The sequence below is a fragment of the Pantoea sp. PvP021 genome, from assembly GCF_054056055.1.
In genome coordinates, this window is record NZ_JBSRXX010000002.1 from 37,621 (window position 1) to 59,439 (window position 21,819).

Annotated in this window: 17 protein-coding genes; 7 read left to right on the plus strand and 10 right to left on the minus strand. The window is 56.8% G+C overall.

The annotated features are described in order from the left end of the window. Positions 1 to 55: 55 nt before the first annotated feature. Positions 56 to 1,207, minus strand: coding sequence for an MFS transporter (locus ACVKSX_RS09290; protein ID WP_307381704.1), 1,152 nt, complete (start codon positions 1,205 to 1,207; stop codon positions 56 to 58). Between the two features lie 120 nt (positions 1,208 to 1,327). On the opposite strand from ACVKSX_RS09290, the gene ACVKSX_RS09295 reads away from it, so the two are divergent. Both ACVKSX_RS09295 and ACVKSX_RS09300 read left to right on the plus strand, forming a co-directional pair. After that, on the plus strand, positions 1,328 to 2,098 hold the full coding sequence (locus ACVKSX_RS09295) for a DeoR/GlpR family DNA-binding transcription regulator (RefSeq protein WP_354438787.1): 771 nt from the start codon (positions 1,328 to 1,330) through the stop codon (positions 2,096 to 2,098). Between the two features lie 156 nt (positions 2,099 to 2,254). Continuing rightward, positions 2,255 to 2,665: a GFA family protein gene (locus ACVKSX_RS09300; protein WP_010247156.1), complete on the plus strand. Its 411-nt coding sequence runs from the start codon at positions 2,255 to 2,257 to the stop codon at positions 2,663 to 2,665. Positions 2,666 to 2,681: 16 nt separating this feature from the next. Here the strand turns inward: ACVKSX_RS09300 and ACVKSX_RS09305 are convergent, their stop codons facing one another. Together ACVKSX_RS09305 and fdhF are read right to left on the minus strand one after the other, a co-directional pair. After that, positions 2,682 to 3,167: a DUF1641 domain-containing protein gene (locus ACVKSX_RS09305; RefSeq protein WP_010247157.1), complete on the minus strand. Its 486-nt coding sequence runs from the start codon at positions 3,165 to 3,167 to the stop codon at positions 2,682 to 2,684. After that, positions 3,167 to 6,139 carry a formate dehydrogenase subunit alpha gene (gene fdhF, locus ACVKSX_RS09310; protein ID WP_307381700.1) on the minus strand — a complete coding sequence of 991 codons (2,973 nt, stop codon included), beginning with the start codon at positions 6,137 to 6,139 and terminating at the stop codon, positions 3,167 to 3,169. Before fdhF ends, ACVKSX_RS09305 begins: the two co-directional genes overlap by 1 nt. Positions 6,140 to 6,960: 821 nt before the next feature. Here fdhF and ACVKSX_RS09315 point away from each other — a divergent pair. Further along, the gene (locus tag ACVKSX_RS09315) at positions 6,961 to 7,581 is read left to right on the plus strand and encodes a response regulator transcription factor (RefSeq protein ID WP_122459819.1); all 621 of its coding nucleotides are present in this window, start codon (positions 6,961 to 6,963) and stop codon (positions 7,579 to 7,581) included. 29 nt (positions 7,582 to 7,610) lie between these two features. Here ACVKSX_RS09315 and ACVKSX_RS09320 read toward each other — a convergent pair whose 3' ends face one another. From ACVKSX_RS09320 to ACVKSX_RS09340, 5 genes are read right to left on the minus strand one after another with little or no spacing between them, the layout of a single operon-like run. Then, on the minus strand, positions 7,611 to 13,151 hold the full coding sequence (locus ACVKSX_RS09320; RefSeq protein ID WP_354438784.1) for an AAA family ATPase: 5,541 nt from the start codon (positions 13,149 to 13,151) through the stop codon (positions 7,611 to 7,613). After that, positions 13,151 to 13,534 carry a response regulator transcription factor gene (locus tag ACVKSX_RS09325; RefSeq protein WP_010670332.1) on the minus strand — a complete coding sequence of 128 codons (384 nt, stop codon included), beginning with the start codon at positions 13,532 to 13,534 and terminating at the stop codon, positions 13,151 to 13,153. The genes ACVKSX_RS09320 and ACVKSX_RS09325 overlap by 1 nt, the downstream gene beginning before the upstream one ends. Positions 13,535 to 13,577: 43 nt before the next feature. After that, the gene (locus ACVKSX_RS09330; protein ID WP_010247172.1) at positions 13,578 to 13,832 is read right to left on the minus strand and encodes a XapX domain-containing protein; all 255 of its coding nucleotides are present in this window, start codon (positions 13,830 to 13,832) and stop codon (positions 13,578 to 13,580) included. A gap of 2 nt (positions 13,833 to 13,834) precedes the next feature. Then, complete coding sequence (locus ACVKSX_RS09335) at positions 13,835 to 14,056, minus strand: XapX domain-containing protein (RefSeq protein ID WP_010247175.1); 222 nt, start codon at positions 14,054 to 14,056, stop codon at positions 13,835 to 13,837. A gap of 59 nt (positions 14,057 to 14,115) precedes the next feature. Beyond that, on the minus strand, positions 14,116 to 14,808 hold the full coding sequence (locus ACVKSX_RS09340) for a hydrolase (protein WP_010670331.1): 693 nt from the start codon (positions 14,806 to 14,808) through the stop codon (positions 14,116 to 14,118). A gap of 287 nt (positions 14,809 to 15,095) precedes the next feature. On the opposite strand from ACVKSX_RS09340, the gene ACVKSX_RS09345 reads away from it, so the two are divergent. From ACVKSX_RS09345 to ACVKSX_RS09360, 4 genes are read left to right on the plus strand one after another with little or no spacing between them, the layout of a single operon-like run. Further along, entirely contained in the window at positions 15,096 to 16,973 is a 1,878-nt protein-coding gene (locus ACVKSX_RS09345; protein ID WP_022624300.1) for an amidohydrolase, read from the plus strand. A gap of 2 nt (positions 16,974 to 16,975) precedes the next feature. Then, the gene (locus ACVKSX_RS09350) at positions 16,976 to 17,398 is read left to right on the plus strand and encodes a DoxX family protein (RefSeq protein WP_010670329.1); all 423 of its coding nucleotides are present in this window, start codon (positions 16,976 to 16,978) and stop codon (positions 17,396 to 17,398) included. After that, on the plus strand, positions 17,385 to 19,013 hold the full coding sequence (locus ACVKSX_RS09355; protein ID WP_256843827.1) for an MFS transporter: 1,629 nt from the start codon (positions 17,385 to 17,387) through the stop codon (positions 19,011 to 19,013). Before ACVKSX_RS09350 ends, ACVKSX_RS09355 begins: the two co-directional genes overlap by 14 nt. 47 nt (positions 19,014 to 19,060) lie before the next feature. Continuing rightward, positions 19,061 to 19,882: an alpha/beta fold hydrolase gene (locus tag ACVKSX_RS09360; RefSeq protein ID WP_354438780.1), complete on the plus strand. Its 822-nt coding sequence runs from the start codon at positions 19,061 to 19,063 to the stop codon at positions 19,880 to 19,882. A 41-nt stretch (positions 19,883 to 19,923) separates the two neighbouring features. Here ACVKSX_RS09360 and ACVKSX_RS09365 read toward each other — a convergent pair whose 3' ends face one another. Further along, complete coding sequence (locus ACVKSX_RS09365; RefSeq protein WP_132499031.1) at positions 19,924 to 20,649, minus strand: pirin family protein; 726 nt, start codon at positions 20,647 to 20,649, stop codon at positions 19,924 to 19,926. Between the two features lie 164 nt (positions 20,650 to 20,813). Continuing rightward, positions 20,814 to 21,794 carry a LacI family DNA-binding transcriptional regulator gene (locus ACVKSX_RS09370; RefSeq protein ID WP_132499029.1) on the minus strand — a complete coding sequence of 327 codons (981 nt, stop codon included), beginning with the start codon at positions 21,792 to 21,794 and terminating at the stop codon, positions 20,814 to 20,816. Between the last annotated feature and the right edge of the window lie 25 nt (positions 21,795 to 21,819).

Below are 21,819 nucleotides of genomic sequence, written 5' to 3' on the forward strand. Positions count from 1 at the left end.
GATGACTCCGCGCCCCGTTCAATGAAATTCTGTCAGGAGCGCGGACTGGGTAATTTTATGCATTTTCCCCCGCGCGGCTACGGCCCAGATCCAGGGTCAGAGAGACCGCACCGACAACCAGCATCAGCGCCATAATCAGTGAAAACGAGAAAGCGAGATACGTGTAATGCGCCACGTAGCCAATCACGGCTGGCCCGCTCAGGACCCCCAGATAGCCCAGAGTAGTAATGGCAGGCACGGCGACCGCCTGCGGCATCACCGTCTGACGCCCAGCGGCGGAGAACATTACCGGCACGATATTGGCGCAGCCTGCGCCGACCAGGGTGTAGCCCAGCAACGCCAGCGGCCAGGAGTCGATAAAGGTCACCATCGCCATGCCAGCGGCGGCAACCAGCGCGCCGCCCAGCACAACCGGTAAACGTCCCAGCGATGAGATAATCCGATCCCCGGTCAGACGCGCCACGGTCATCGCAATGGCAAAGCAGGTATAGCCCAGCCCACCCAGTGACGCCGGAATGGCCCGGACGTCGGTCAGATAGACAGCACTCCAGTCCAGCACGGTGCCTTCGGTCAGGAAGACGGCAAAGCAGATGATGCCGATAATCAGTACGCTGCCGCGCGGAACAGCAAATACCGGGCCTTCAGCGGGGTTCGCGTAGGTCAGTAAGCCCGGTGTGCTGACCAGCGTCATGATAATCACCGCCACAACTGCCAGCAAACAGCCGGTCAGCACGCTAAAACCCATCGCCAGTAGCAGCGTCATAAAGCCCGCCCCGGCAATGCCGCCCACACTGTACATGCCGTGAAAGCCTGACATGACTGGCTTTTCCGCCTGCTTCTCCACCAGAATCGCCTGGATGTTCATGGCGCAGTCGGTTACTCCGATGCCGACGCCAAAAACCAGCAACGCCAGCGCCAGCAACAGCGGGTCGCTGAGCACCGACAGCCATGGCGTACTGATGATGACCAGCGCGACAGCGACCAGAATCACCCGGCGGCAGCCAAAGCGGCTGGTCAGCCAGCCCGTCACCGGCATCGCAATCAGCGCGCCGACGCCAAGACAAAGCAGCAAGGTGCCGAGTTGCGCCTCATTAACGCCGGTATTGCCGCGGGCGAAAGGCACAATCACCGCCCAGGTCGCGGTTATAAAGCCGGCTATAAAAAAGATGATGCGTGTTGCCAGTGTGGAAGAGACGTTATTAGCCATTGCATTCCTTTGAGGGATGTCGGGGAGAGCTGACAGGACCGAGAGATCGCTATTGACTCCCTGCCCGGCAGTGAACGATTATGCTCACTATAGCTCGATTGTGAATATTTTGAGGTTTATATGCTCGATTATGCAGCTTTCCCGCAGCAGCGACAAGCGCTGATTCGTGAGATATTGCAGGACAAAGGACGGGTGGTCTGCGCTGACCTGGCACGGCAATTGGCCGTGTCAGAGCACACTATCCGCCGCGATCTTCATGAACTCAGTAAAGAGGGTTTATGTAAAAAGGTCTATGGCGGTGCGGTGTTACAGCTTCAGGAGGCGGGCAGCTTTGTCAGCCGGAAAGCTCACGATCACGCAGCAAAAGCCCTGATCGCGCAGCGCTGTGCCAGCATGGTGAAAGCCAATAGCTGCATCTTTATTGATGCCGGTACGACCAATCTGGCGCTGGCACAGGCGCTATCACCAGATTTGAATATCACCGTCGTCACCAATGCACCCGATATTGCTGCACTACTGATCAACCATCCTGCTGCGGAGGTGATTATGCTGGGCGGGCAGATACAGAAGAGCACGGGCGGCGCGGTCGGGCAAACCGCGATCAACCAGATCCAGGGGATTCTGTTTGATCAGGCGTTTATTGGCGGCTGTGCCATGAGTCCGGAGGCCGGTCTGACCGGTTTTAACTATGCGGATTGCGAATTCAAGAAAGTTGCCATGGCGCAAAGCAATCAGGTCATTGTCGGGCTGACAGCGGATAAAATCCCCGCAGTAGCGCGATTCAGCGTGGCGAAATGCCGTGAAATCTTAACGCTCGTCGTGGAAGAGAAGCTCGATAAAGAACTGCTTGAGGCGTTTGAAGAGGAAGAGATAACGCTTATTACTGTCTGATACGGGGTGATGAAATAAATCATGTCGCAGACGAACCCGATAAACGCACCCTGCCCTGGCTGTACTAATGGTCGACAAATCCGCACCCGATGCTGCCAAATTCCAGGCTTTAGCGTAGGCTGAAAGCTGGTTGGTTTCACTACACAGGAGATCACGATGCAAAATGAAATGACAGCACAATGCCACTGTGGCGCGGTGGCGTACCGGGTGACGCTCAAGGATGGATTTAATACGGTGCGCCGCTGCAACTGCTCGTTTTGCCGGATGCGCGGCGCGGTGGTGGTATTTGCGACAAAGGTGGAGCTGACCCGGGGTGCAGCGCAGCTCACAGAGTATCGTTTCAACAGCAAAGAGGTGGGCCACTACTTCTGTTCCGTTTGCGGCATTTACACCTTTCATCAGAGCCGCTCACAGCCCGATCAGTTCGGGGTGAATGTCGCCTGCCTTGAGGGGGTTTCGCCGTTTGATTTCACCGATGTCCCGGTCTCCGATGGTATCAATCATCCAAAAGATGGCGGCGCGGGCGGTGTAGCCGGTCATCTGATCTACACCCCCACGCAATCCTGAACGATCGCAGGCTGAACTACTCCCGTGTGGGCTTGCCACTGAAGCGGGTAATCGGCTTTTGCTCTTCACGGTCGATCTGTTGTGAGAAGACTTCAAGCGCCGCGAAGATGGGGCGCAGTCCGCGCCACAGATCCTCATCATTGAGTAACCGGATAATGCCGCGGATGCCCGGCGCGGCTTTTTCCTGACGGGCCTCATCGCGCGCTGGTTTAACGGCCATCGCGGCATCGCGAACGGCCAACAGCAGATGATTAAACCGTTCTGGCGGCACGCTGCCCAGCGTCATCATCAGTATCGAGAGATTCTGCAGCGCGTTCTGCGTACCCGGCTGATTAAGGCCCGAAACCAGGATTTTCCCCACCTCGCTGTTTGATTTAACCAGATCGTTCGCCAGCCGCAGAAAACCGTGCTGGTGAAGATTTTCGATTAGCTCATCCATCGCCTCCCGGGCGGTCGGCTCGGTAGGTGTCGGCGGGACCTGATATTTCATCCGTTCTGCCATTAGAATTTCTCCGGTTTTTCGACATGTTCAGGCGGTTCCCGATAGCCAGCCTGCTGCCATTTTTGCTCTATCGGCAGGTGATCCAGCGGCGTACGACTGCCGTGACGGAAGTTGTGTAGTGGCACCGGATTAGGCTGCGACTGGCGATCAACGCGCTTCATATTTACGGCAATCTCTTTATAAGCTGGTGTGTTGACGTCGGGATCGTGATGTTCGCCGGTCAGGGCGTTGACGCCATCTTTGCCATGATGAATCGGCATAAACAGCACGTTGCCTGCCACTCGCTCAGTGATCACAACAGGCACATCCAGCGATCCGCGCCGCGAGGTAATGCGCACCCACTCTCCTTCGTTCAGCGCGCGCTCGGCGGCCAGCTCCGGTGAGATCTCAACAAAGGCATTAGGCGACAGCGACATCATGCGGCCACCCTGCCCGGTCTGATTCATCGACTGGAAATGCTCCAGCATCCGGCCATTATTCAGCAGCAGATTATACTGTGAATCCTCCTGCTCGGCGGGCGGCTGCCAGCTCAGCGGATAGAGTCGCGCTTTGCCATCCGGGAAATTAAACCGTTCCGTGTAGAGTCGCGGCGTGCTTTCGCCTGCGGCGCTGACGGGCCAGAACTGGGACTGCCAGCCGACCAGTTGCTCATAGCTGACACCCGCGAAAATCTCTGCGATGCCTGCCGCTTCCGCCATAATCGCGCCTGGGTTCGGGTAATGCCACGGATGACCGAGACGGGCGGCGAGATCGGTAAAGATCTCCCAGTCGGGCCGACAATCACCCAGCGGCTTCATGGCGGGTGAAAAGTGCTGGATCCGCCGCTCGGTGTTCACAAAGGTGCCCTCCTTCTCCACGCTGGGCGCACCGGGCAGCACCACATCGGCAAATTCGGCAGTGCGTGACATGAAAATGTCCTGTACCACCATAAATTCCAGCTTGCTGAAGGCGGCATGCACCGAAGTGGCATCGGCATCCGCAAACGCCGTCTCTTCACCGGTGATATACATCGCGCGAATTTTGCCTTCACCGGCCTGCTGCACCATTTTGAAATTATCAGCACCAGGCTGATCGGAAAGCGCTTCAGGTGAGACGCCCCAGGCACGCGCCCATTTTTCGCGCACCGCTGGGTCAGTGACTTTTTCATAGCCGGGATAGAGATTACTGAGGCAGCCAAAGTCGCTGGCGCCCTGTACGTTGTTGTGTCCGCGCATCGGATAACCGCCGGTGCCAGGCCGGCCATAGTTGCCGGTGACCAGCAGCAGGTTCGACAGCGCCGTACTGGTGTCTGCCCCGTGGCTGTGCTGGGTAATTCCCATCGCCCACAACACACAGGCGCTGCCCGCCTGGCCGATCATGTCCGCTGCTTCGATCAGTTCTGATTCACTCAGTCCACATGTCTCACTGGCAAAGGCCAGCGTAAAGGGAGCGAGTGAGGCGCGGTACTCATCAACCTGGTTGACCCGCTGGGCCAGAAAAGCCTCATCCGCATAACCGTGATCGAACATATATTTTGCCATCGCCGAGGCCCAGACCAGGTCGGTACCGGGCCGGATACGCAGATAACAGTCAGCACGTTCCGCCATTTCATGACGGCGCGGATCAACGACCAGCAGTTTCTGACCGCGATGTTTGTGGCTCTGTTTGATGTGTGAAGCAATCACCGGATGGTTCTCGGCCAGGTTGCTACCGACCAGCACGATCAAATCGGTCTGTTGCAGATCCTCAATCGTCCCGGCATCTCCGCCGTAGCCCACCGTGCGGAACAGCCCTTCTGTGGCCGGGTTCTGACAATAACGCGAGGAGTTATCAACGTTGTTGGTGCCGAAAATTAAACGGGCGATTTTTTGGGTCAGATAGGCTTCTTCATTGCTGGCCTTGCTGGAGCCGATAAAGCCAATCGCATCGCCTCCATAATTCTGAGCGATACCCTGTAATCCTTCGGCAACCCGTTGTAGTGCTTCATCCCAGCTGGCAGGCCGGAAGTGGCCATTCTCGCGGATCAACGGCGTAGTCAGGCGCTCCGGGCTGTTGACGAAGTCCCAGCCGAACTTACCTTTAACGCAGGTCGAGATGCCGTTGGCCGGGGCTTTGGCGACCGGCTGAACTTTCAGGATATGGCGGTCACGGGTCCAGATTTCAAAGCTGCAGCCTACACCGCAATAGGTGCAAACGGTTTTGGTGCGTTTGATCTCCGACTGGCGCAGCGCCACATCGATTTTCGAAACGCCGGTAATCGGCTCCATGCCGATGCTGTTTTCCAGCGTTTTAACAAAGTCGATCAGCGGACGCTTCAGCCCTTCATCCATCGCGGTAAAGGGGCCTGCATCTGGCTGCATGGTTTTTTCCAGCAGCGCATTGCATGGGCAAACAGTGACGCAATGTCCGCAGCTGACGCAGCTGGAACCGGCGATTTCCGTTCCGCCATCCCAGAGCACGCGAGGATGTGCCTGGGTGTAGTCAATCGAAAGTGTTTCGTTGACCTCGACATTCTGACACGCTTCGACACAGCGACCGCATAAGATGCACTGGTCAGGATCGTAGGTGTAAAACGGATTGGAATGATCTTTTGCGTAGGGCTTGGGCTCATGAGGATAGTACTGAATCGGAATGTGCATATCAGCCACGGCATTATGCAGCGTGCAGTCACCGGTGTTGTGCTCACAGACGGTACAGTAAAGCTCATGACGGTTGAGCAGCCGATCCATTCCCTCCTGCTGCGCGGCCTTAAGCGCACTGCCTTCACTCTGCACCTCCAGCCCCTCTTCAGTGCGGAGCGTGCAGCCGCGAACCCGCTCGCCGTTGGCATCTACCCAGCAGACATCACAACTTTGCAGCGGCGGCAACGCCGGGTGGTAACAGACATGAGGTAGTTTTTTCCCTTGAGCATCCAGAAAATCGATTAGCGGTTGATCAGCTAACCCTTTTAACCGTTCACCATTGTAGATAATGGTGCAGTAATTTTGACTCATATAAGCCTCATGACGACATTGCGACGAGCTACCGAATGGAAAATCTCCCTCTATTTAAAGGGTTGCTTCACAAGCTTAGTGAGGATTAGCAGCCACGCCATGAATACCGCTACGCTTATCAAGGTTACTTGCTGACAGATAAGGCTTTTTTAAATGTAATGACTTCTTACCGGCTAAATACGGGTCAGGTTTTACCCGGCTGATCGTCAGAATCTGGCACAGAGGCTTCGCGTTGATAAGCATTGGCCGCACAATGGTGAAGTTGAGGGTTAATAACCAAACATAATGTATGTTGTAACTATATAATCAACTAGCTTATTTCGCTATAAGACGCAGGGTAAAGATCGGTACGCTTATCAATCCGTCGTTTTGCCCTCAGGCAAATTAATTATCAGGACCGCCGCGATTTAACAGACTACTTCCGAATTAATTACGTACCGCCACTAACTTATTCCAGTACATATCAGGCTGAAACGATTTAATCTGGATAACGGGTTTATGGATTATTTTAGCTATTAAACGGGACTATTCTCCTGCCCGTGAGTGAGCGAACAATTTATGGCATAGCTATGTCGATCAAATGACAGTTATCAGCATTGACGGCCAGAACAGTGGCGCTCCACCCCAGAGTTGACGCTCACATTTTAGTCATACCTATCAGCCATTTATCTTAATTTTAACAAGCTGATAATTATAAGATGATAATGATAACTGTTATGGTAATATCCTGTTAACCCTGCCCGAAACTTTCTCATCAGGGCCTCTTTACGCGTCATGCTTAATTAAATTATCAGTAAATACCTGGCTGAAATGAGGTCCCTATGAATCCCATCGTTTATATCGTTGACGACGACGCTGCTGTGACTGCTGCACTGCGTAATCTGCTCACTGCCGACGATTACACGGTTATCTCTTTTTCTTCGGCTGATGATTTCCTGGCTCACGCTTTTACTCCCCTTCCCTGTTGCCTGATTCTGGATATTAATCTGCCTGGTGCAGATGGATTTGATGTCGCACAGGCATTGATCGATCGTGGCTACGCCATTCCTACTATCTTCTTAACCGGCTTCGGGACTATTCCGGTCACAGTGCGGGCGATGAAAACCGGTGCTTATGAGTTTCTGACTAAACCTGTCGATCCCGATCGTATTTTGCAGGCGGTTGCAGAAGCCTTACAGATCGCCGGGCAGAATATGGCCTCTTCCGAGGAGCGAAGGGAGATACTGGAGCGACATCAGACCCTTACACCGCGTGAAAGCGAGGTCATGCTGCTGGCGATTAGCGGCCTGCTGAATAAGCAGATCGCCGCCGAAATGGGCGTCAGTGAGATCACGGCTAAAGTTCATAAGCGGCGGGTGATGGAGAAGATGAATGCACGGTCGCTCACCGATCTGGTGCGGGCGGCAGAGCGGCTCAATATTGATCATACCCGACGCCGCTAAGGCCAGGCAGACACCTGGCCTCAATACGATTATCCCAGTGGCAGAGTGAACCAGAAACGGCTGCCGCCTTCCGCCCGGTTCTCTGCGCCTAATTCACCACAATGCTTTTTGATAATCCCTTTGCTGATGGTTAATCCCATGCCCATGCCACTTTTCTTCGTGGTGTAAAACGACTCAAAAATCCGTTCACGCACGCCATCCGGCAAGCCGCAACCACTGTCCAGCACCTCAAAACGCAGCGTGTCCGGCGTCGGGTTCTCTGACTTCAGCCGCAAAAGCGCCGCGCGCGGTAAATCGTCGGACATGGCATCGATGGCATTGATCACCAGATTCAGCAGTACCTGCTGAATCTGAACGCGGTCGCAATAGATATCCGCCTTTCCGGCCCTCAGTTTCAGCTCCAGCGAAATTCCGCGTCGCTCCAGCTCCACCCGGGAGAGCGCCAGAATATCGCGGGCGATCAGATGCAGGTTTTCCGAGGCAAAGCTTGATTCATGATTGCGGGTCAGCGACTGCAGGCCACGAATTATCTCTCCGGCACGTTTTCCCTCTTTGATAATTTCATCCAGACTGCTGCTGGCATTCTCCAGCATCACCGGTTCACGCTTTAACCAGCGCAGGCTGGCACCGGCATTGGCCACGATCGACATCAGTGGCTGGTTAATTTCGTGGGCGATTGAGGCAGTCAGTTGCCCGACTGTGGTGGCGCGGGTTACACGGGCCAGATCCGCCTGGGCCATGCGCGCGGCATCTTCTGCCTGGCGCTGCAAGGTGATATCGGAAATGGTGCCGAAGTACTCTTTCACCTCGGGGAAGTTTTCTACCGGCTCTCCGATACCTTTGATATAACGGCATTCCCCATCCGGCCTGAGCACACGGAACTCAGCCTGCATACTACGTCCCTGACTGACGCTGTGCGTCACCAGTTCGCTGATGCATTCATAATCATCGGGATGAACGCGGGTCAGAAAATCTGCCATCGACAACCCTTTTTGATGGGCTGGCAGGCCCAGAATACGGCCATACTCTTCAGACACCATCATCATGTCCTCTGCCACTTCCCAGCGCCAGGTGCCGGTATGACTGATCTTCTCGCCGAGCATCAGCGAGGTTTTGCTGGCGCGCAGCTGCTTCTCAACCCTTCGCCGATGGTTGTTCTCCTCCAGCAGTTCAGCGTAGAGGCGCGCCGTCTCCAGCGAAACTGCCGCCTGAGCACTCAACGTTTTAACAATGTGGGAGTGCTCAGCCGTGAACGCATCGGGCATCAGGCGATTCTCAAGATAGAGCACCCCAACCATATTGGCCTGCCTGAACATCGGAACACATAACACCGCAGCGCCCGAGGCCACCAGGTAAGGATCCTGACTGAACGGACTGAACTCTTCCGGCTTGCCAGTACGTATCTCCTGACCGGTACGGATCACCGCGGCCAGTACCGATAGCGGCAGGTCAGTTGCGACGGGGCGCTCTTTGACAATCTGCACCCGCACGCCATCAGCCGTGCTTTCTGCCCAGGCCTGCGTTTCCGGAAGCGTACCATCCAGAATCCGGATAAGCCGACAGCGCTGGGCCCCGGCCCGCTCCAGCAGGATGCGCATCAGGGTATGAATCAACCGATCAAGGTTGATCTCCTCCGTCAGGGCGCGCACGGCGGTCAGCACACTCTCCAGGTCGTAGAACGAGGCATCCTGCGTAAAGGGAATGGTCGCCACTGCACTGTTTTGCATCGGCGTGGTCAGATGCGGATAGTGCTGCTCAAGCTGGCGCACCATCGCCAGCGCGCCCCAGCTCTCCCAGCTTCTCATCGACGCTTTAACGTAGGCATCGGCGGCGGTATCTAGCTGTAATGCTTTGCAGTAGCGGCCAGCCAGCTGATTCGCCAGCGCATGAATGTGCAGATATCCCCCCTGGCGGGAGAGACAGATCGCATTTTCATACTGTTTCAGCGCCTCGCCCGTGTTGCCCGCAAGACGGGCACACTCTGCCCTGAGCAGGGCATATTTATCAGCAAAGAGTCCGGGATTGAGGTCGGCCCAGCCCGCAAATTTGTCCAGATCGCAGCGCAGCGTGTTGCTGTCAGCCGCACCGGGCTGCAGGCTTAGCGATAGTGCGCTGTAAAAATGCATATCCATCAGGTAGATGTAAGCGGGCACTGCGCTGGTCAGCGGACGAATTTCTGCAAAACAGCGCAGCGCCTCCCGGTATTCTGCCGCAAAGAAATGTGCCATTCCCCGATACAACCCCGCCCAGAACAGCACCATCGCTTTTGGGCCAGAGATCACGCCCGGCTCGCTGCCCGCCACCATCGGCAAAGCCCCATCGCGATCGCCTGCCCTGAACCCGTTGCTGTTCCGCAGTTGCATCACCAGCTGCTTCTGCATGACCAGCACGTTCTCAACATCGGGATAAAAGGTTTTGCGGGTAAAAGCGAGTCCGCGCTCAATGGAGGTCATGACCGACTCCAGGTGATCGCCGCGTGTCAGCGTGTTCATGATCTGATGACGCAACGAGAGGCAGGCAAAGGATCGGTCACCGTGCATCACCGCGACGCGAAAACTATCACGGGCACTCTCTACGGCCACATCCAGCGGCTGCGTCCAGATCCCCAGTTGATCCAGAGGCAGCAGCGTGCGGGCTTTATAGCGGGTAAAGTCATGCTGCTCCACCAGCTCACGTGCCACCCGGCCGCAGGCATAGCCAAAATGCCAGGCCTGATAACGTTCGCTGATTAGCACGCTGAACCAGGCGAGACCAAACGCAGAGGCACCGGTCACGCCGTGATCCAGCGTCATCTCCAGCATCCGGCAGACCAGCAACAGATGCAGCTGCGGGCAGTCGTAGGCGGAGACAAAGATGGTGCTGGCCATCAGGTTCAGCACCGACTCAGTTTCCTGATCGGTGTTGCGTGGCAGTCGGGAAAAAGCCGCTTGCGGGGAATCGCCGATCCGCGCCCTGATCGCCTGCCAGGCGGCGTCAATCTCCGCGTCGTCCGGATCACGCCTGAGATGCACCCCAAATACTGCCAGCCAGGCGAGCGCAGTTTCCAGCGCCAGATGGTTGTCGGACTGACGCATATGAATTTCAGCAGAGAGACAGGCTGCCATCGATTTTTCACTGAGCGTGCCTGGTTCACTCAGCAGTCGGGTACAGAGCTTTTGCGCGGTCGTGAGATTACCGTGCAGAAATTCGCACTCCGCCTCATCGATGCCCAGCATAAAGTCATTGCCGGTCACCATCCGCTGGCTGAGTTGCTGGGCGCTGCGCAGATAGCGCAGCGCCGAGAGATAATCTCCGGCACGTTTCGCTCCCTGCGCAGCACGTAAACAGAGGGGATAATAGCGTTCACGGTCTGCGACACTAAGCGGCAGTTCAGCAATCATGCCGATGTGATAAGCCGCGCGGAACAGCGTCTCACTGTGATCGGCATTTACCACCGCGGCCGACAGCCATGCCGCCGCCTGCTGATGAAGAGAGTGTTGCTGCCGGAGGTCGAGCAGTAAAAACGCTGCGTTGTGCACGCGGTCGTGGGTAAAGGCGTAGTTCCCGCCAGTCAGGGTTATAAAACGGCCGCTGACGGCAGGCTCAAGCTGCTGCTGAATCCGCGATACGGACGTCGCGTTGATATGACTTAATAGCGACAGTTCACCGCTGGCCCCCAGACAGGCCAGCGAACCCAGCAGCTGGCGTGTAGCCTCCGGCATCCGCGCCAGCTGATTTAATACCAGCGTCGCCACATTGTCGGTGTACTGACGCGCAATCAGCGCCTGGCTGTCGTAATGCCACTTCAGCGGGTTCTGACGATAGACAATCACCCCATCATCCACCGCCTGACGGAAGAACTCCTGCATCGAGAGTGGATTACCGCCGGTTTTCTCAAAGATAATCTGTGCCAGCTCACGATTGCCGCCGGGACGGGTATGCAGCATCCCCGCCAGCCAGCGGGTGATGCTTTTAACACTGAGCGGCTGCGGCGTCAGCGCCACGACACGTGCCGCTGATGCTCTGAGGCGCAGCAGAAACCCGGCAATCATCGGACAGGGCATCGACTCACCCTCCCGGAAGGCGAGCACCAGCATAAAAGGCAGATGCTCATTACGGGTAATCAGATTTTCCAGCAGTTGCAGCGTGGCATTGTCTGCCCAGTGAACATCATCAATCAGCATCACCAGCGGACGGCCCGGGGTGGCAAAGGCCTGGATAAGCGCAGACGCCATCTGATTAAACTGCTCGCGGGCGTCCGGAGCATGGCGCACCACCGGCTGCACTGTCCGGATATTCAGCAGCTGTTTTAGTTCAGGCACCAGTTCAATGGCTAAATCGGTATAGCCACCCAGCAAGCGCAACAGGCGAACCCGCCATTTGCTTAGCTCCAGGGCTGACAATCCCAGCAGATAAAGCGTAACCGTGCGAAACGCTGAGGCGACTGCGGCATAAGGTGCGGCAGGCGAATGTTGATCGGCCTTGCTGGCTGCCAGCAGAATCTGTCGGTGCTGCAGGGTTTTCAGCGCGGAAGCGATAATGGCGGACTTACCCGAGCCGGGGGAACCGCTCAGCATCACCAGGCTCTGCGTGCCAGTACGGTTGACCGCATCCAGCGTCGTCAGCAGCACGCGAGCCTGCGGATGTTGCGTGAAGAGTGTCTCGGGCCGGAAACTGGTGCTGAACCGCTCCTGCAGACCGGGCGTGAACGGCGCAATGGTGTTTTCTGCGGTCAGCGTCGCCTGACAGCGGCGTAAATCAGCCATCAGCCCCTGCACGGTCTGATACCCGTCAGCAGGTGACTTTGCCAGCAGACGCAGCAGAATCACAGAGAGCATCGGCGGCACATCCTCTCTGACCTGTCCGGCTGGCCGGGGTGCACTGGCGATGTGATGATGAATCCACTCCGCCTCCCCCGCATCCGGTGAGCCAAACGGCAACTTACCGGTGAGATATTCATACAGCACGACACCCAGACTGTAGAGATCGCTGAGGCTGCTGACCGGATGCGGTGTGCGGCCGGTATGTTCAGGTGACATATAGGCCAGCGTACCGCCTGAGACGCGCAGGCTGTTTTTTTCCGCCGATTGCGCCGCCAGCGAGGCGAGACCAAACCCGCCCAGCCGGAACCGGCCATCGTCGCTGATAAAAAAATGGCCCGGCTTGATATCCCCATGCACGATGCCCTGATGATGCGCCTGGCCGAGCGTGTAGCAAAGCTGCAATGCAACCTGCAGGAAGTCAGCGATTTTATCGGGAGGGGTCGCGAGGTTATTCGCCAGGCTGCGAAACGGAAACGTGGGGTAGATCAGCGCATAGCGGTTGAGGTAACGGGTGGTGCCCGTCGCGGTGATGGCCCAGCGGGGCGAAAGATAAGCGGCCAGCGCTCGCTCATTTTTCAACCGCTGCGTCGCCTGAAACGTGACGTCGTCACTCTGTCCGGTGGCGATTATCAGCGACTCACCTGAGTGACGGCGCGCCAGCATCCAGAGCAGGCAGCCATCCTGCGCCAGCGGCGTCAGCGTGTCGAAATCTTCAATCGCGATCCCTGCGTCGTCACTCTCCTGAAAATTAACCGAAAGCATGCTCATCAGCGCACCTTTCCCTGAGATAACTCGCAACGGATCAGTGTCAGCAGCGTATCAACATCAATCGGCTTTCGCAAAAAAGTCACGGCACCTAAAGCAATGGCATACCACAGGGTGGTCTCTTCCAGATCTGCCGAGATAAAAATCACCGGTGGCAGACCTGCCCGCTGTTTCAAAATAGTGAACAGCTCAAAGCCGGACATGCCCTTGAGTCCGACATCGATGATCAGCATGCCCACCTCTGAAAGCGCATCGTCATCGCTCAGCAGCGCCTCACCTGACTCAAATAGTCGGGTCGAATAGCCGTCTGAATGCAACAGATTGCTGAGTCCACTGCGGACCGCGCGTTCATCGTCCACAATGACAATACGCTGTGACAGCGCCATGCAGTTATCCTCTGAAACGCCTCATCGTACGGCACGCGAGGACTTAAGGGTGGTCATCGCCATCGGGTGGCGGTGTTCCACTGATTTTTGGCACACACTCATGGCGAAACCACTTCAGCGTCACCGGCTGACGGCGGAACAGACGCGTACCCAGCGGAATCAACTGCTCGCCCACCAGCATGCCAAACAGCCCCACTAAAGCAATAACCGGAGGTGCCGGAGAGTTGACGTTGATCAGGGCATAGATTACCCCGGCAAGCAGCCCCACCGTGAGAGAAATAATGTAGGATTTCAACATGTTCAGCTTACCCGCGAAACAGGTGTAACAAACGGCGCATCGGATCGCTGCAGGGTGGTCGCATGCTCTGCGGGCAAGACTGCGTGCACCAGCGCCCCACCCAGCAACATCCCCAACAGCCCCACCAGCGCAATCGCGGGCGGAGCCGGTGAACGCACCTTTAACAGGCCGTAAAGCAGGCCAATCAATACCCCTGCAGCCAGAGAAAGCAGTAAAGGATTCATAACCAGACTCCTGTTATGCCTGCTGACCGGCAGACGTAAGCCGATCAGCAGGACGCCCCTTAGCGGACCGGTGCGTGAACCGGTGCCAGGGTACGGTGTTCACTTTTCTGACGTGACGGCGCTTTGTGTACCATGGTGTAGGCATAATCCACACCAATGCCATAGGCACCTGAATGCTCTTTGGCGATGTTCATCACCGCATCGTAAGTGTCCCGGTTGGCCCAGTCACGCTGCCACTCCAGCATGACCTGCTGCCAGGTGACCGGCACCACACCCGCCTGAATCATGCGCTGCATCGCGTAGTCGTGCGCTTCTTTGGTGGTGCCGCCTGACGCATCCGCCACCATATAGATCTCGTAATCCCCTTCCAGCATTGCGCACAGCGCAAAGCTGTTGTTACACACTTCCGTCCAGAGACCGGACACCACCACTTTTTTCTTGCCGTTCGCGGCCAGCGCATCACGCACTTTCTGGTCATCCCAGGAGTTCATTGAGCTGCGCTCCAGAATGTCCTGACCCGGAAACACATCCAGCAGTTCAGGATAGGTGTGGCCCGAGAAGCTTTCGGTTTCGACGGTGGTAATGATGGTGGGGATATTGAAGACTTTCGCCGCCTTCGCCAGCGCAACGGTGTTGTTTTTCAGCACCTGGCGGTCAATCGACTGCACGCCAAAGGCCATCTGCGGCTGCTGGTCGATGAAAATAATCTGGCTGTTATGTGGCGTGAGGACTTCAAGCTTAGCGTTGGACATGCGTTCACCCATAGAGGTTATGTAACGGAATTTTCGCCAATTGGCGCGGAGCAAAAGGACGGTCAGTGCAGGTTTAACGTCCTGCTGCTGGCTGTCTGGTCGCAGTGTAGGGCGACGGGCGAAGGCAAACTATTATCTCTGCGTATAACTATACGAAGGTATAGGTATCCCTCTGTATAACTAGACGACGCATTAACCCGCTCACCATAATCCGGCTTATTCGTGCCCTGTTATCTGCGGCACATCCTGTCTCGCACTACGTCGGACAACCCCGTTGAGGAGGATCTATGGTTACGCTGGGTAAAGCAGAACTGATACTGACCCATGGCAAATTTCATACTGTTGACCGCAGCAATCCGGTGGCAGAAGCCGTTGCGATTCGTGATGGCAAATTCGTTGCGGTAGGCACACTGGCAGAGGCGATGGAGTATCACTGCGACGGCACTAAAGTGATCGATCTGAAAGGTCACACCGCCGTGCCGGGCCTGAACGATTCCCACCTGCACCTGATACGTGGTGGTCTGAACTACAACCTTGAGCTGCGCTGGGAAGGGGTTCCGTCGGTTGCCGATGCGCTGCGGATGCTGAAAGAGCAGGCGCTGCGCACGCCGTCACCGCAGTGGGTGCGTGTGGTAGGCGGCTGGACCGAGTTCCAGTTTGCCGAGCGCCGGATGCCGACGCTGGATGAGATCAACGAGGCGGCACCCGACACGCCGGTCTTCGTGCTGCATCTTTATGACCGCGCCCTGCTCAACCGCGCAGCGCTGAAAGTCGTCGGCTACACCAAAGAGACACCGAACCCGCCGGGTGGCGAAATCCAGCGCGACAGCAACGGCAATCCCACCGGCCTGCTGATCGCCCGTCCCAATGCGATGATCCTCTACGCCACCCTGGCCAAAGGACCGAAACTGCCGCTGGAACAGCAGATCAACTCGACCCGTCAGTTTATGCGCGAGCTGAATCGACTGGGTCTGACCAGCGCCATTGATGCGGGCGGCGGCTTCCAGAACTATCCCGAAGATTACGAAGTGATCGCTGAACTGCATCAGAAAAAGCAGATGACGCTGCGTATCGCCTACAACCTCTTCACTCAGCGTCCGGGTCATGAACTGGAAGATTTTGAGAAGTGGACGGACATGCTGACGCCAGGCCAGGGCAGCGACTATTTCCGTCACAACGGCGCAGGCGAAATGCTGGTGTTCTCTGCCGCCGACTTCGAAGATTTCCTGGAGCCACGTCCGGACTTAGCGCCTGGCATGGAGGATGAGCTGGAGCGCGTGGTGCGTCATCTGGTGGAACATCGCTGGCCTTTCCGTCTGCATGCAACCTATGACGAGTCGATCAGCCGGATGCTGGATGTCTTTGAAAAGGTCAACCGCGATATTCCGTTTAATGGTCTGCACTGGTTCTTTGACCACGCGGAAACCGTTACTCAGCGTAATATCGATCGTATCAAAGAGCTGGGCGGTGGCATTGCGGTGCAGCATCGCATGGCATTCCAGGGCGAATACTTTGCCGAACGCTACGGTATTGAAGCCACCCGCCATACCCCACCGGTTCAGAAAATGCTGGAAACCGGCGTTCCGGTCGGCCTCGGCACCGATGCAACCCGCGTCGCCAGTTATAACCCCTGGACCGCGCTCTACTGGCTGGTTTCCGGCCGCACCGTAGGCGGCATGCAGATGTATGACGTCAATGCCCGCCTTGACCGTGAAACGGCACTGATGCTCTGGACGCAGGGCAGCGCCTGGTTCTCCAGCGAACAAAATAAAAAAGGTCGGATTCAGGTAGGTCTTCTGGCGGATCTGGCCGTGCTGAGCAAAGACTTCTTCAGCGTGCCGGAAGAGGAAATTAAAGGCATTGAGTCAGTGCTGACGGTGGTGGATGGCAATATTGTCTATGCCGCCGGATCGTTCAGCGCGGATGCGCCGCCCGCTATTCCGGTTCTGCCAGAGTGGTCACCGGTGGTGAATGTGCCAGGTCACTATCGCAGCGCCCCGCCGGTTGCGCAGAGCCGTGCGGGTATGATGCCCGCCGTGCACCACTGCAGCGGCCCGTGCGGTGTTCATCGCCACTCGCATGAGATCGCCCGTGGTTCCAGCGTTCCGGTTGCCGAAGATAACGCCTTCTGGGGCGCGCTCGGCTGCAGCTGCTTCGCGTTTTAATCATGAATAACGCTATCACTCAATCGCCCCGCATCAACGCGGGGCTGTTCTTCCTGCGCCTGACCGGCAGTCTGCTGCTGTTACAGGTGCATGGACTGCCGAAAATTCTGCATTTCAGCGAAGAACTGACGCGTATAGAAGACCCGTTTGGTCTGGGACCGATGATGAGCCTGCTGCCAGCGATAGTGGCAGAAGTCATCTGCCCGATCTTTATTATTCTCGGCTGGGGTAGCCGGATTGCCTGCCTGCCGATCATCGCGGTGCTGCTGGTCGCGATGCTGGTGGTACACCCTGGCTGGTCACTGGCGGAAGGCCAGTTTGGCTGGCTGCTGCTGATTATCTTTACCACGCTGGCGCTGACCGGGCCTGGCGGCTGGCGAATCGGCGCGGTGAAACATCAGGGGGTTCGTCATGGCGCAGGTTAATGATATCCACCAGCTGGAGCAGGAGCAGCCTGAGGTCCAGGCCGCTGGCGAGATTTCGCCGTTACAGCCGCTACGCAGGCCGGTGTTCCGCATGCTGTGGATCGCCACCGTCGTCTCCAATATCGGTTCATGGATGAACGATGTGGGTGTGAACTGGAGCATGCTGACGCTGAGTGCCGATCCGCTGGCCGTGGCGCTGGTGCAGGCGGCCAGCAGCCTGCCGATGTTCCTGTTCGCGCTGCCCTCAGGCGTGATGGCGGATATCGTTGACCGCCGCAAATATCTGCTGTTTTCCCAGCTATGGACCTTTATCGCCGCCTGTGGACTGACGGTGCTCGCCTGGACCGGCCATGTCACTCCCGAGGTGCTGCTGGTGGCAGCCTTCTTGCTGAGCGCCGGTGCCGCCATGAGTTCACCGCCCTTTCAGGCGGTAGTGCCGGATCTGGTGTCGAAACCGGAGCTGGGTGCGGCCATTGCCCTTAACTCACTCGGTATTAATATCAGTCGTGCCATCGGCCCGGCGCTGGGTGGCCTGATCCTCTCGTTCACTGGTCCCTGGATGGTCTTCCTGCTGAATGCGCTCTCAGTGCTGGGCGTCACCTGGGTGCTCTGGCGCTGGAAGGCGGAGCCGAGCGTGCAGCGCCTCCCGCCTGAGCACTTCTTTCCGGCGGTGCGTGCCGGACTGCGCTACGTTCACGCGGCACCGGTGTTGCGTAATGTGCTGGTGCGAACCTTTGCCTTCTTCCTGTTTGGCAGTGCGGGCTGGGCATTGCTGCCGCTGGTGGCGCGTCGTGAACTCGGCCTGGGCCCTGGCGGCTACGGCATCATGCTGGCCTGTATCGGTGTCGGCGCGATTACCGGCGCGGTGCTGCTGCCGCGCCTGCGTCGTCGCCTGAGCTCCGATCGCCTGATGGTACTCGCCAGTCTTGTTTTCGCCCTGACCATGCTGGCGCTGGCTTTTGTACGCCACTTCTGGCTACTGAATGCGTTTGAATTTTTTACCGGATTTGCCTGGATTGCCGTGCTCTCGACGCTGAATCTCGGCGCACAGCGCAGCGCCGCGAAATGGGTAAAAGCCCGCGCGCTGGCGGTCTATCTGACGGTGTTCTTCGGCTCCATGACCGCTGGCAGCGCACTCTGGGGACAGCTCGCCTCGCACTTCAGCATTCCGCTGTCGCTCTGCATCGCCGCACTGGGCATGGTGCTGGCCAGCAGCACCGTCTGGCGCTGGCGTCTCGACCAGGATCCCGACCTCAATCTCGATATGATTGGTGATGGCGTTAACGCGCCCGCACTGGATATTCGTCACGAACGCGGCCCGGTGATGGTGAATTACGAATACCGGATTACTATTGATGATACACATGCCTTTACCGTCTGCATGCAGGATATGCGTCGGGTCAGGCGTCGCGGTGGCGCCATCAACTGGTCACTGTATGAAGATATTCTGCAGCCCGGCATTTTCGTTGAGACCTTTGTCGTCGGCTCCTGGGTTGAGCATCTGCGTCAGAAAGAGCGCTACACCATCAACGACAAAAAGATAGAGCGACGGGTTTTCGCTTTTCATCAGGGTGAACATTCACCCGAGGTTCGCTATCTGGTGGCGCCAGCGTGACTGGCACACCATCTTTTCATCCATCACGTCATACAGAGGGCAATACCATGAGCACCTTTAAAACGACCGACGGCACACAGATCTACTTTAAAGACTGGGGCACCGGTAAGCCGGTTCTGTTCAGCCACGGCTGGCCGCTGGATGCCGATATGTGGGACAGCCAGATGAACTTCCTGGCGGAGCACGGTTATCGGGTTATCGCCTTTGACCGTCGTGGATTTGGTCGTTCTAATCAGCCCTGGACCGGTAATAACTACGATACCTTTGCTTCTGACATCAACGATTTAATCACCCATCTCGACCTGCAGAATGTGACGCTGGTGGGTTTCTCAATGGGTGGCGGCGACGTCACACGCTATATCGGCAGCTATGGCAGCGATCGCGTCGCGGCACTGGTGCTGCTGGGTGCCGTCACGCCAATCTTTGGCAAAACGGCAGACTACCCGCAGGGTGTCGATATGTCGGTGTTTGAAGGGATTCGTGATGGCCTGCTTAAGGATCGCGCGCAGTTTATCAAAGAATTCGCTACGCCGTTTTATGGTACCAATGCCGGACAGACCGTTTCTGATGGCGTCATGACGCAGACGCTGAACATCGCGCTGCTCGCTTCGCTGAAGAGCACTGTTGATTGCGTCACCGCTTTTGCTGAGACCGATTTCCGTGCTGACGTAGCGAAAGTGAATGTGCCGACGCTGGTGATTCATGGCAGCAACGACCAGATCGTTCCGTTTGAATCCACCGGCAAAGTGGCGGCGGAGATGATTGAGGGTGCTGAACTCAAGGTTTATGACAATGCGCCGCACGGTTTTGCGGTGACGCATCAGGATCAACTGAATCAGGATCTGCTGGCGTTTCTTAACGCACAGTGATGCAAAAAAAACTGCGCGGTGGAAGCCGCGCAGTTTTCGCCTTAACGGGTTGGATGATTCACTTCGTTGGGACGCAGATCGAATAACAACACCTCCGCGCCTTCACCGTGACTGAACGACAACGTTTTCTCATGGCGAACCCGCGCACCGTCACCGGCATTAAATTGCAGGCCATTTACCCTGACACTGCCGCGCGCCACATGAATATACGCATAGCGGTCGTCCGGCAGAGTGATTGTCTGCTGCTCATCCCCCTGGAACAGTCCCGCATAGATGCGAATATCCTGGCGCACCCGCAATGCCCCGTTTTCACCTTCCGGCGAAATAATCAGTCGCAGATTACCGCGTTTATCCGCTTCGCTAACGGAGACCTGCTGGTAGCCTGGCGGACTATTTTTCTCTGCCGGCACCACCCAGATTTGCAAAAAGTGAACACCCTCGGTACCCGAGTGGTTGAACTCACTGTGAGTCACACCGCTACCGGCACTCATCAGCTGCACATCCCCGGGAACAATCACAGAGCCGGTGCCCATAGAGTCTTTATGCTCCAGCGCGCCCTCCAGGACATAGGAGATAATCTCCATGTTGCTGTGAGGATGGGCGCCAAAACCGCGACCTTTGGCTACCCGATCATCGTTGATCACCAGCAGATCTGAGAAGCCCGCCTGCTTTGGATCCCAGTAGTTTGCAAAAGAGAAGGTGTGACGTGAATTCAGCCAGCCGTGATCGCCCACGCCGCGTTGCTCTGACAATCTTTGCTCAATCATATTCTGCCCCTTCGTTGATTCGGGAAGTGCGAATGCCCTTCGATGGAAACAGCATATAAGTAAACCAGGTAGTCACACAATGGCGTGAACTGGCAATGACTGTCGCGTTTTAGTAGACAATAAAGACGAGGTTATGGCGGGGCCAGGTTTTGCGGATTAATCCTTCAGCTACTGGCTCGCACCACCAGCTCTCCCTGCATGATCACACATTGTGGCGGAGAGTCTGGCCGGATGATTTTTTGCAGCACCAGCTCACAGGCACGACGGCCAATCTCCCTGGAGGGCTGAGCCAGAGTCGTCAGCGGCGGCGATACCATGTCGGCCAGTTCACTGCCGTCAAAACCCACCACGGCAATGTCCTGAGGTATCCGCAGCCCCGCCTGCTGTATCGCAGCCATGGCACCCGCTGCCAGCGTATCTGAAACCGCAAACACGGCGTCCGGTCGTGTCTCGCCCACCAGCAGCTGATTCATCGCGGCTTTTCCGGCGCTGAAGCTTAACTCACTGGCGTAAGCGATGGCCTGCCATGCGAGTTGTTGCTCTTTGAGTTGATATGCGTAGCCCTGCTGACGCAGGCGGGCATATCGGTAGCGGAGGTCGTGATTGATCAGCGCAATGCGCTGACGTCCCTGTCCGGCCAGATAGTGCACCACTGACTGCGCAGCGACGTCATCATCAATCCCGACGCAGGAGATCTGGCCATTATCATCATGTTCGGCGCACTGAACCCAGGGTGCCTTGCCTATCAGCTGGCTCAGCTCCGGCAGCTTGCTGAAAGCATCCATGGTGATAATGCCATCCACCATCTTGCCGGAGAGCAGTTGCAGGCTGGATCGCGAACGGGCAATATCCGCGCCCGAGTTACACAACAGGATGCGATAGCCATTTTTCTCCGCCTGCTCCTCAATGCCTTTGACCACCTCTGCGCAAAACGGGTTAGAGATATCGGAAACCAGTACCAGAATCATCGAGCTGCGCGCCGTACGCAGCTGGCGCGCCAGCAGGTTAGGCTGATAGTTGCTCTCTTCGATTGCCTCAAGGACTTTCTGCCGGTTAGCCGGTTTTACGCTGTCGCTGTTATTCAACACACGGGAAACGGTGGCGACCGACACACCCGCCATCCGGGCGATTTTCTGAATAGACATAGCGATCCCTCTGTTTTAAAACTCA

Excerpts from the sequence above, each read along its gene's own strand:
- ACVKSX_RS09290 (WP_307381704.1), bottom strand. The coding sequence starts at position 1,207 with ATGGCTAATAACGTCTCTTCCACACTGGCAACACGCATCATCTTTTTT.
- ACVKSX_RS09295 (WP_354438787.1), top strand. The coding sequence starts at position 1,328 with ATGCTCGATTATGCAGCTTTCCCGCAGCAGCGACAAGCGCTGATTCGT.
- ACVKSX_RS09300 (WP_010247156.1), top strand. The coding sequence starts at position 2,255 with ATGCAAAATGAAATGACAGCACAATGCCACTGTGGCGCGGTGGCGTAC.
- ACVKSX_RS09305 (WP_010247157.1), bottom strand. The coding sequence starts at position 3,167 with ATGGCAGAACGGATGAAATATCAGGTCCCGCCGACACCTACCGAGCCG.
- fdhF (WP_307381700.1), bottom strand. The coding sequence starts at position 6,139 with ATGAGTCAAAATTACTGCACCATTATCTACAATGGTGAACGGTTAAAA.
- ACVKSX_RS09315 (WP_122459819.1), top strand. The coding sequence starts at position 6,961 with ATGAATCCCATCGTTTATATCGTTGACGACGACGCTGCTGTGACTGCT.
- ACVKSX_RS09320 (WP_354438784.1), bottom strand. The coding sequence starts at position 13,151 with ATGAGCATGCTTTCGGTTAATTTTCAGGAGAGTGACGACGCAGGGATC.
- ACVKSX_RS09325 (WP_010670332.1), bottom strand. The coding sequence starts at position 13,534 with ATGGCGCTGTCACAGCGTATTGTCATTGTGGACGATGAACGCGCGGTC.
- ACVKSX_RS09330 (WP_010247172.1), bottom strand. The coding sequence starts at position 13,832 with ATGTTGAAATCCTACATTATTTCTCTCACGGTGGGGCTGCTTGCCGGG.
- ACVKSX_RS09335 (WP_010247175.1), bottom strand. The coding sequence starts at position 14,056 with ATGAATCCTTTACTGCTTTCTCTGGCTGCAGGGGTATTGATTGGCCTG.
- ACVKSX_RS09340 (WP_010670331.1), bottom strand. The coding sequence starts at position 14,808 with ATGTCCAACGCTAAGCTTGAAGTCCTCACGCCACATAACAGCCAGATT.
- ACVKSX_RS09345 (WP_022624300.1), top strand. The coding sequence starts at position 15,096 with ATGGTTACGCTGGGTAAAGCAGAACTGATACTGACCCATGGCAAATTT.
- ACVKSX_RS09350 (WP_010670329.1), top strand. The coding sequence starts at position 16,976 with ATGAATAACGCTATCACTCAATCGCCCCGCATCAACGCGGGGCTGTTC.
- ACVKSX_RS09355 (WP_256843827.1), top strand. The coding sequence starts at position 17,385 with ATGGCGCAGGTTAATGATATCCACCAGCTGGAGCAGGAGCAGCCTGAG.
- ACVKSX_RS09360 (WP_354438780.1), top strand. The coding sequence starts at position 19,061 with ATGAGCACCTTTAAAACGACCGACGGCACACAGATCTACTTTAAAGAC.
- ACVKSX_RS09365 (WP_132499031.1), bottom strand. The coding sequence starts at position 20,649 with ATGATTGAGCAAAGATTGTCAGAGCAACGCGGCGTGGGCGATCACGGC.
- ACVKSX_RS09370 (WP_132499029.1), bottom strand. The coding sequence starts at position 21,794 with ATGTCTATTCAGAAAATCGCCCGGATGGCGGGTGTGTCGGTCGCCACC.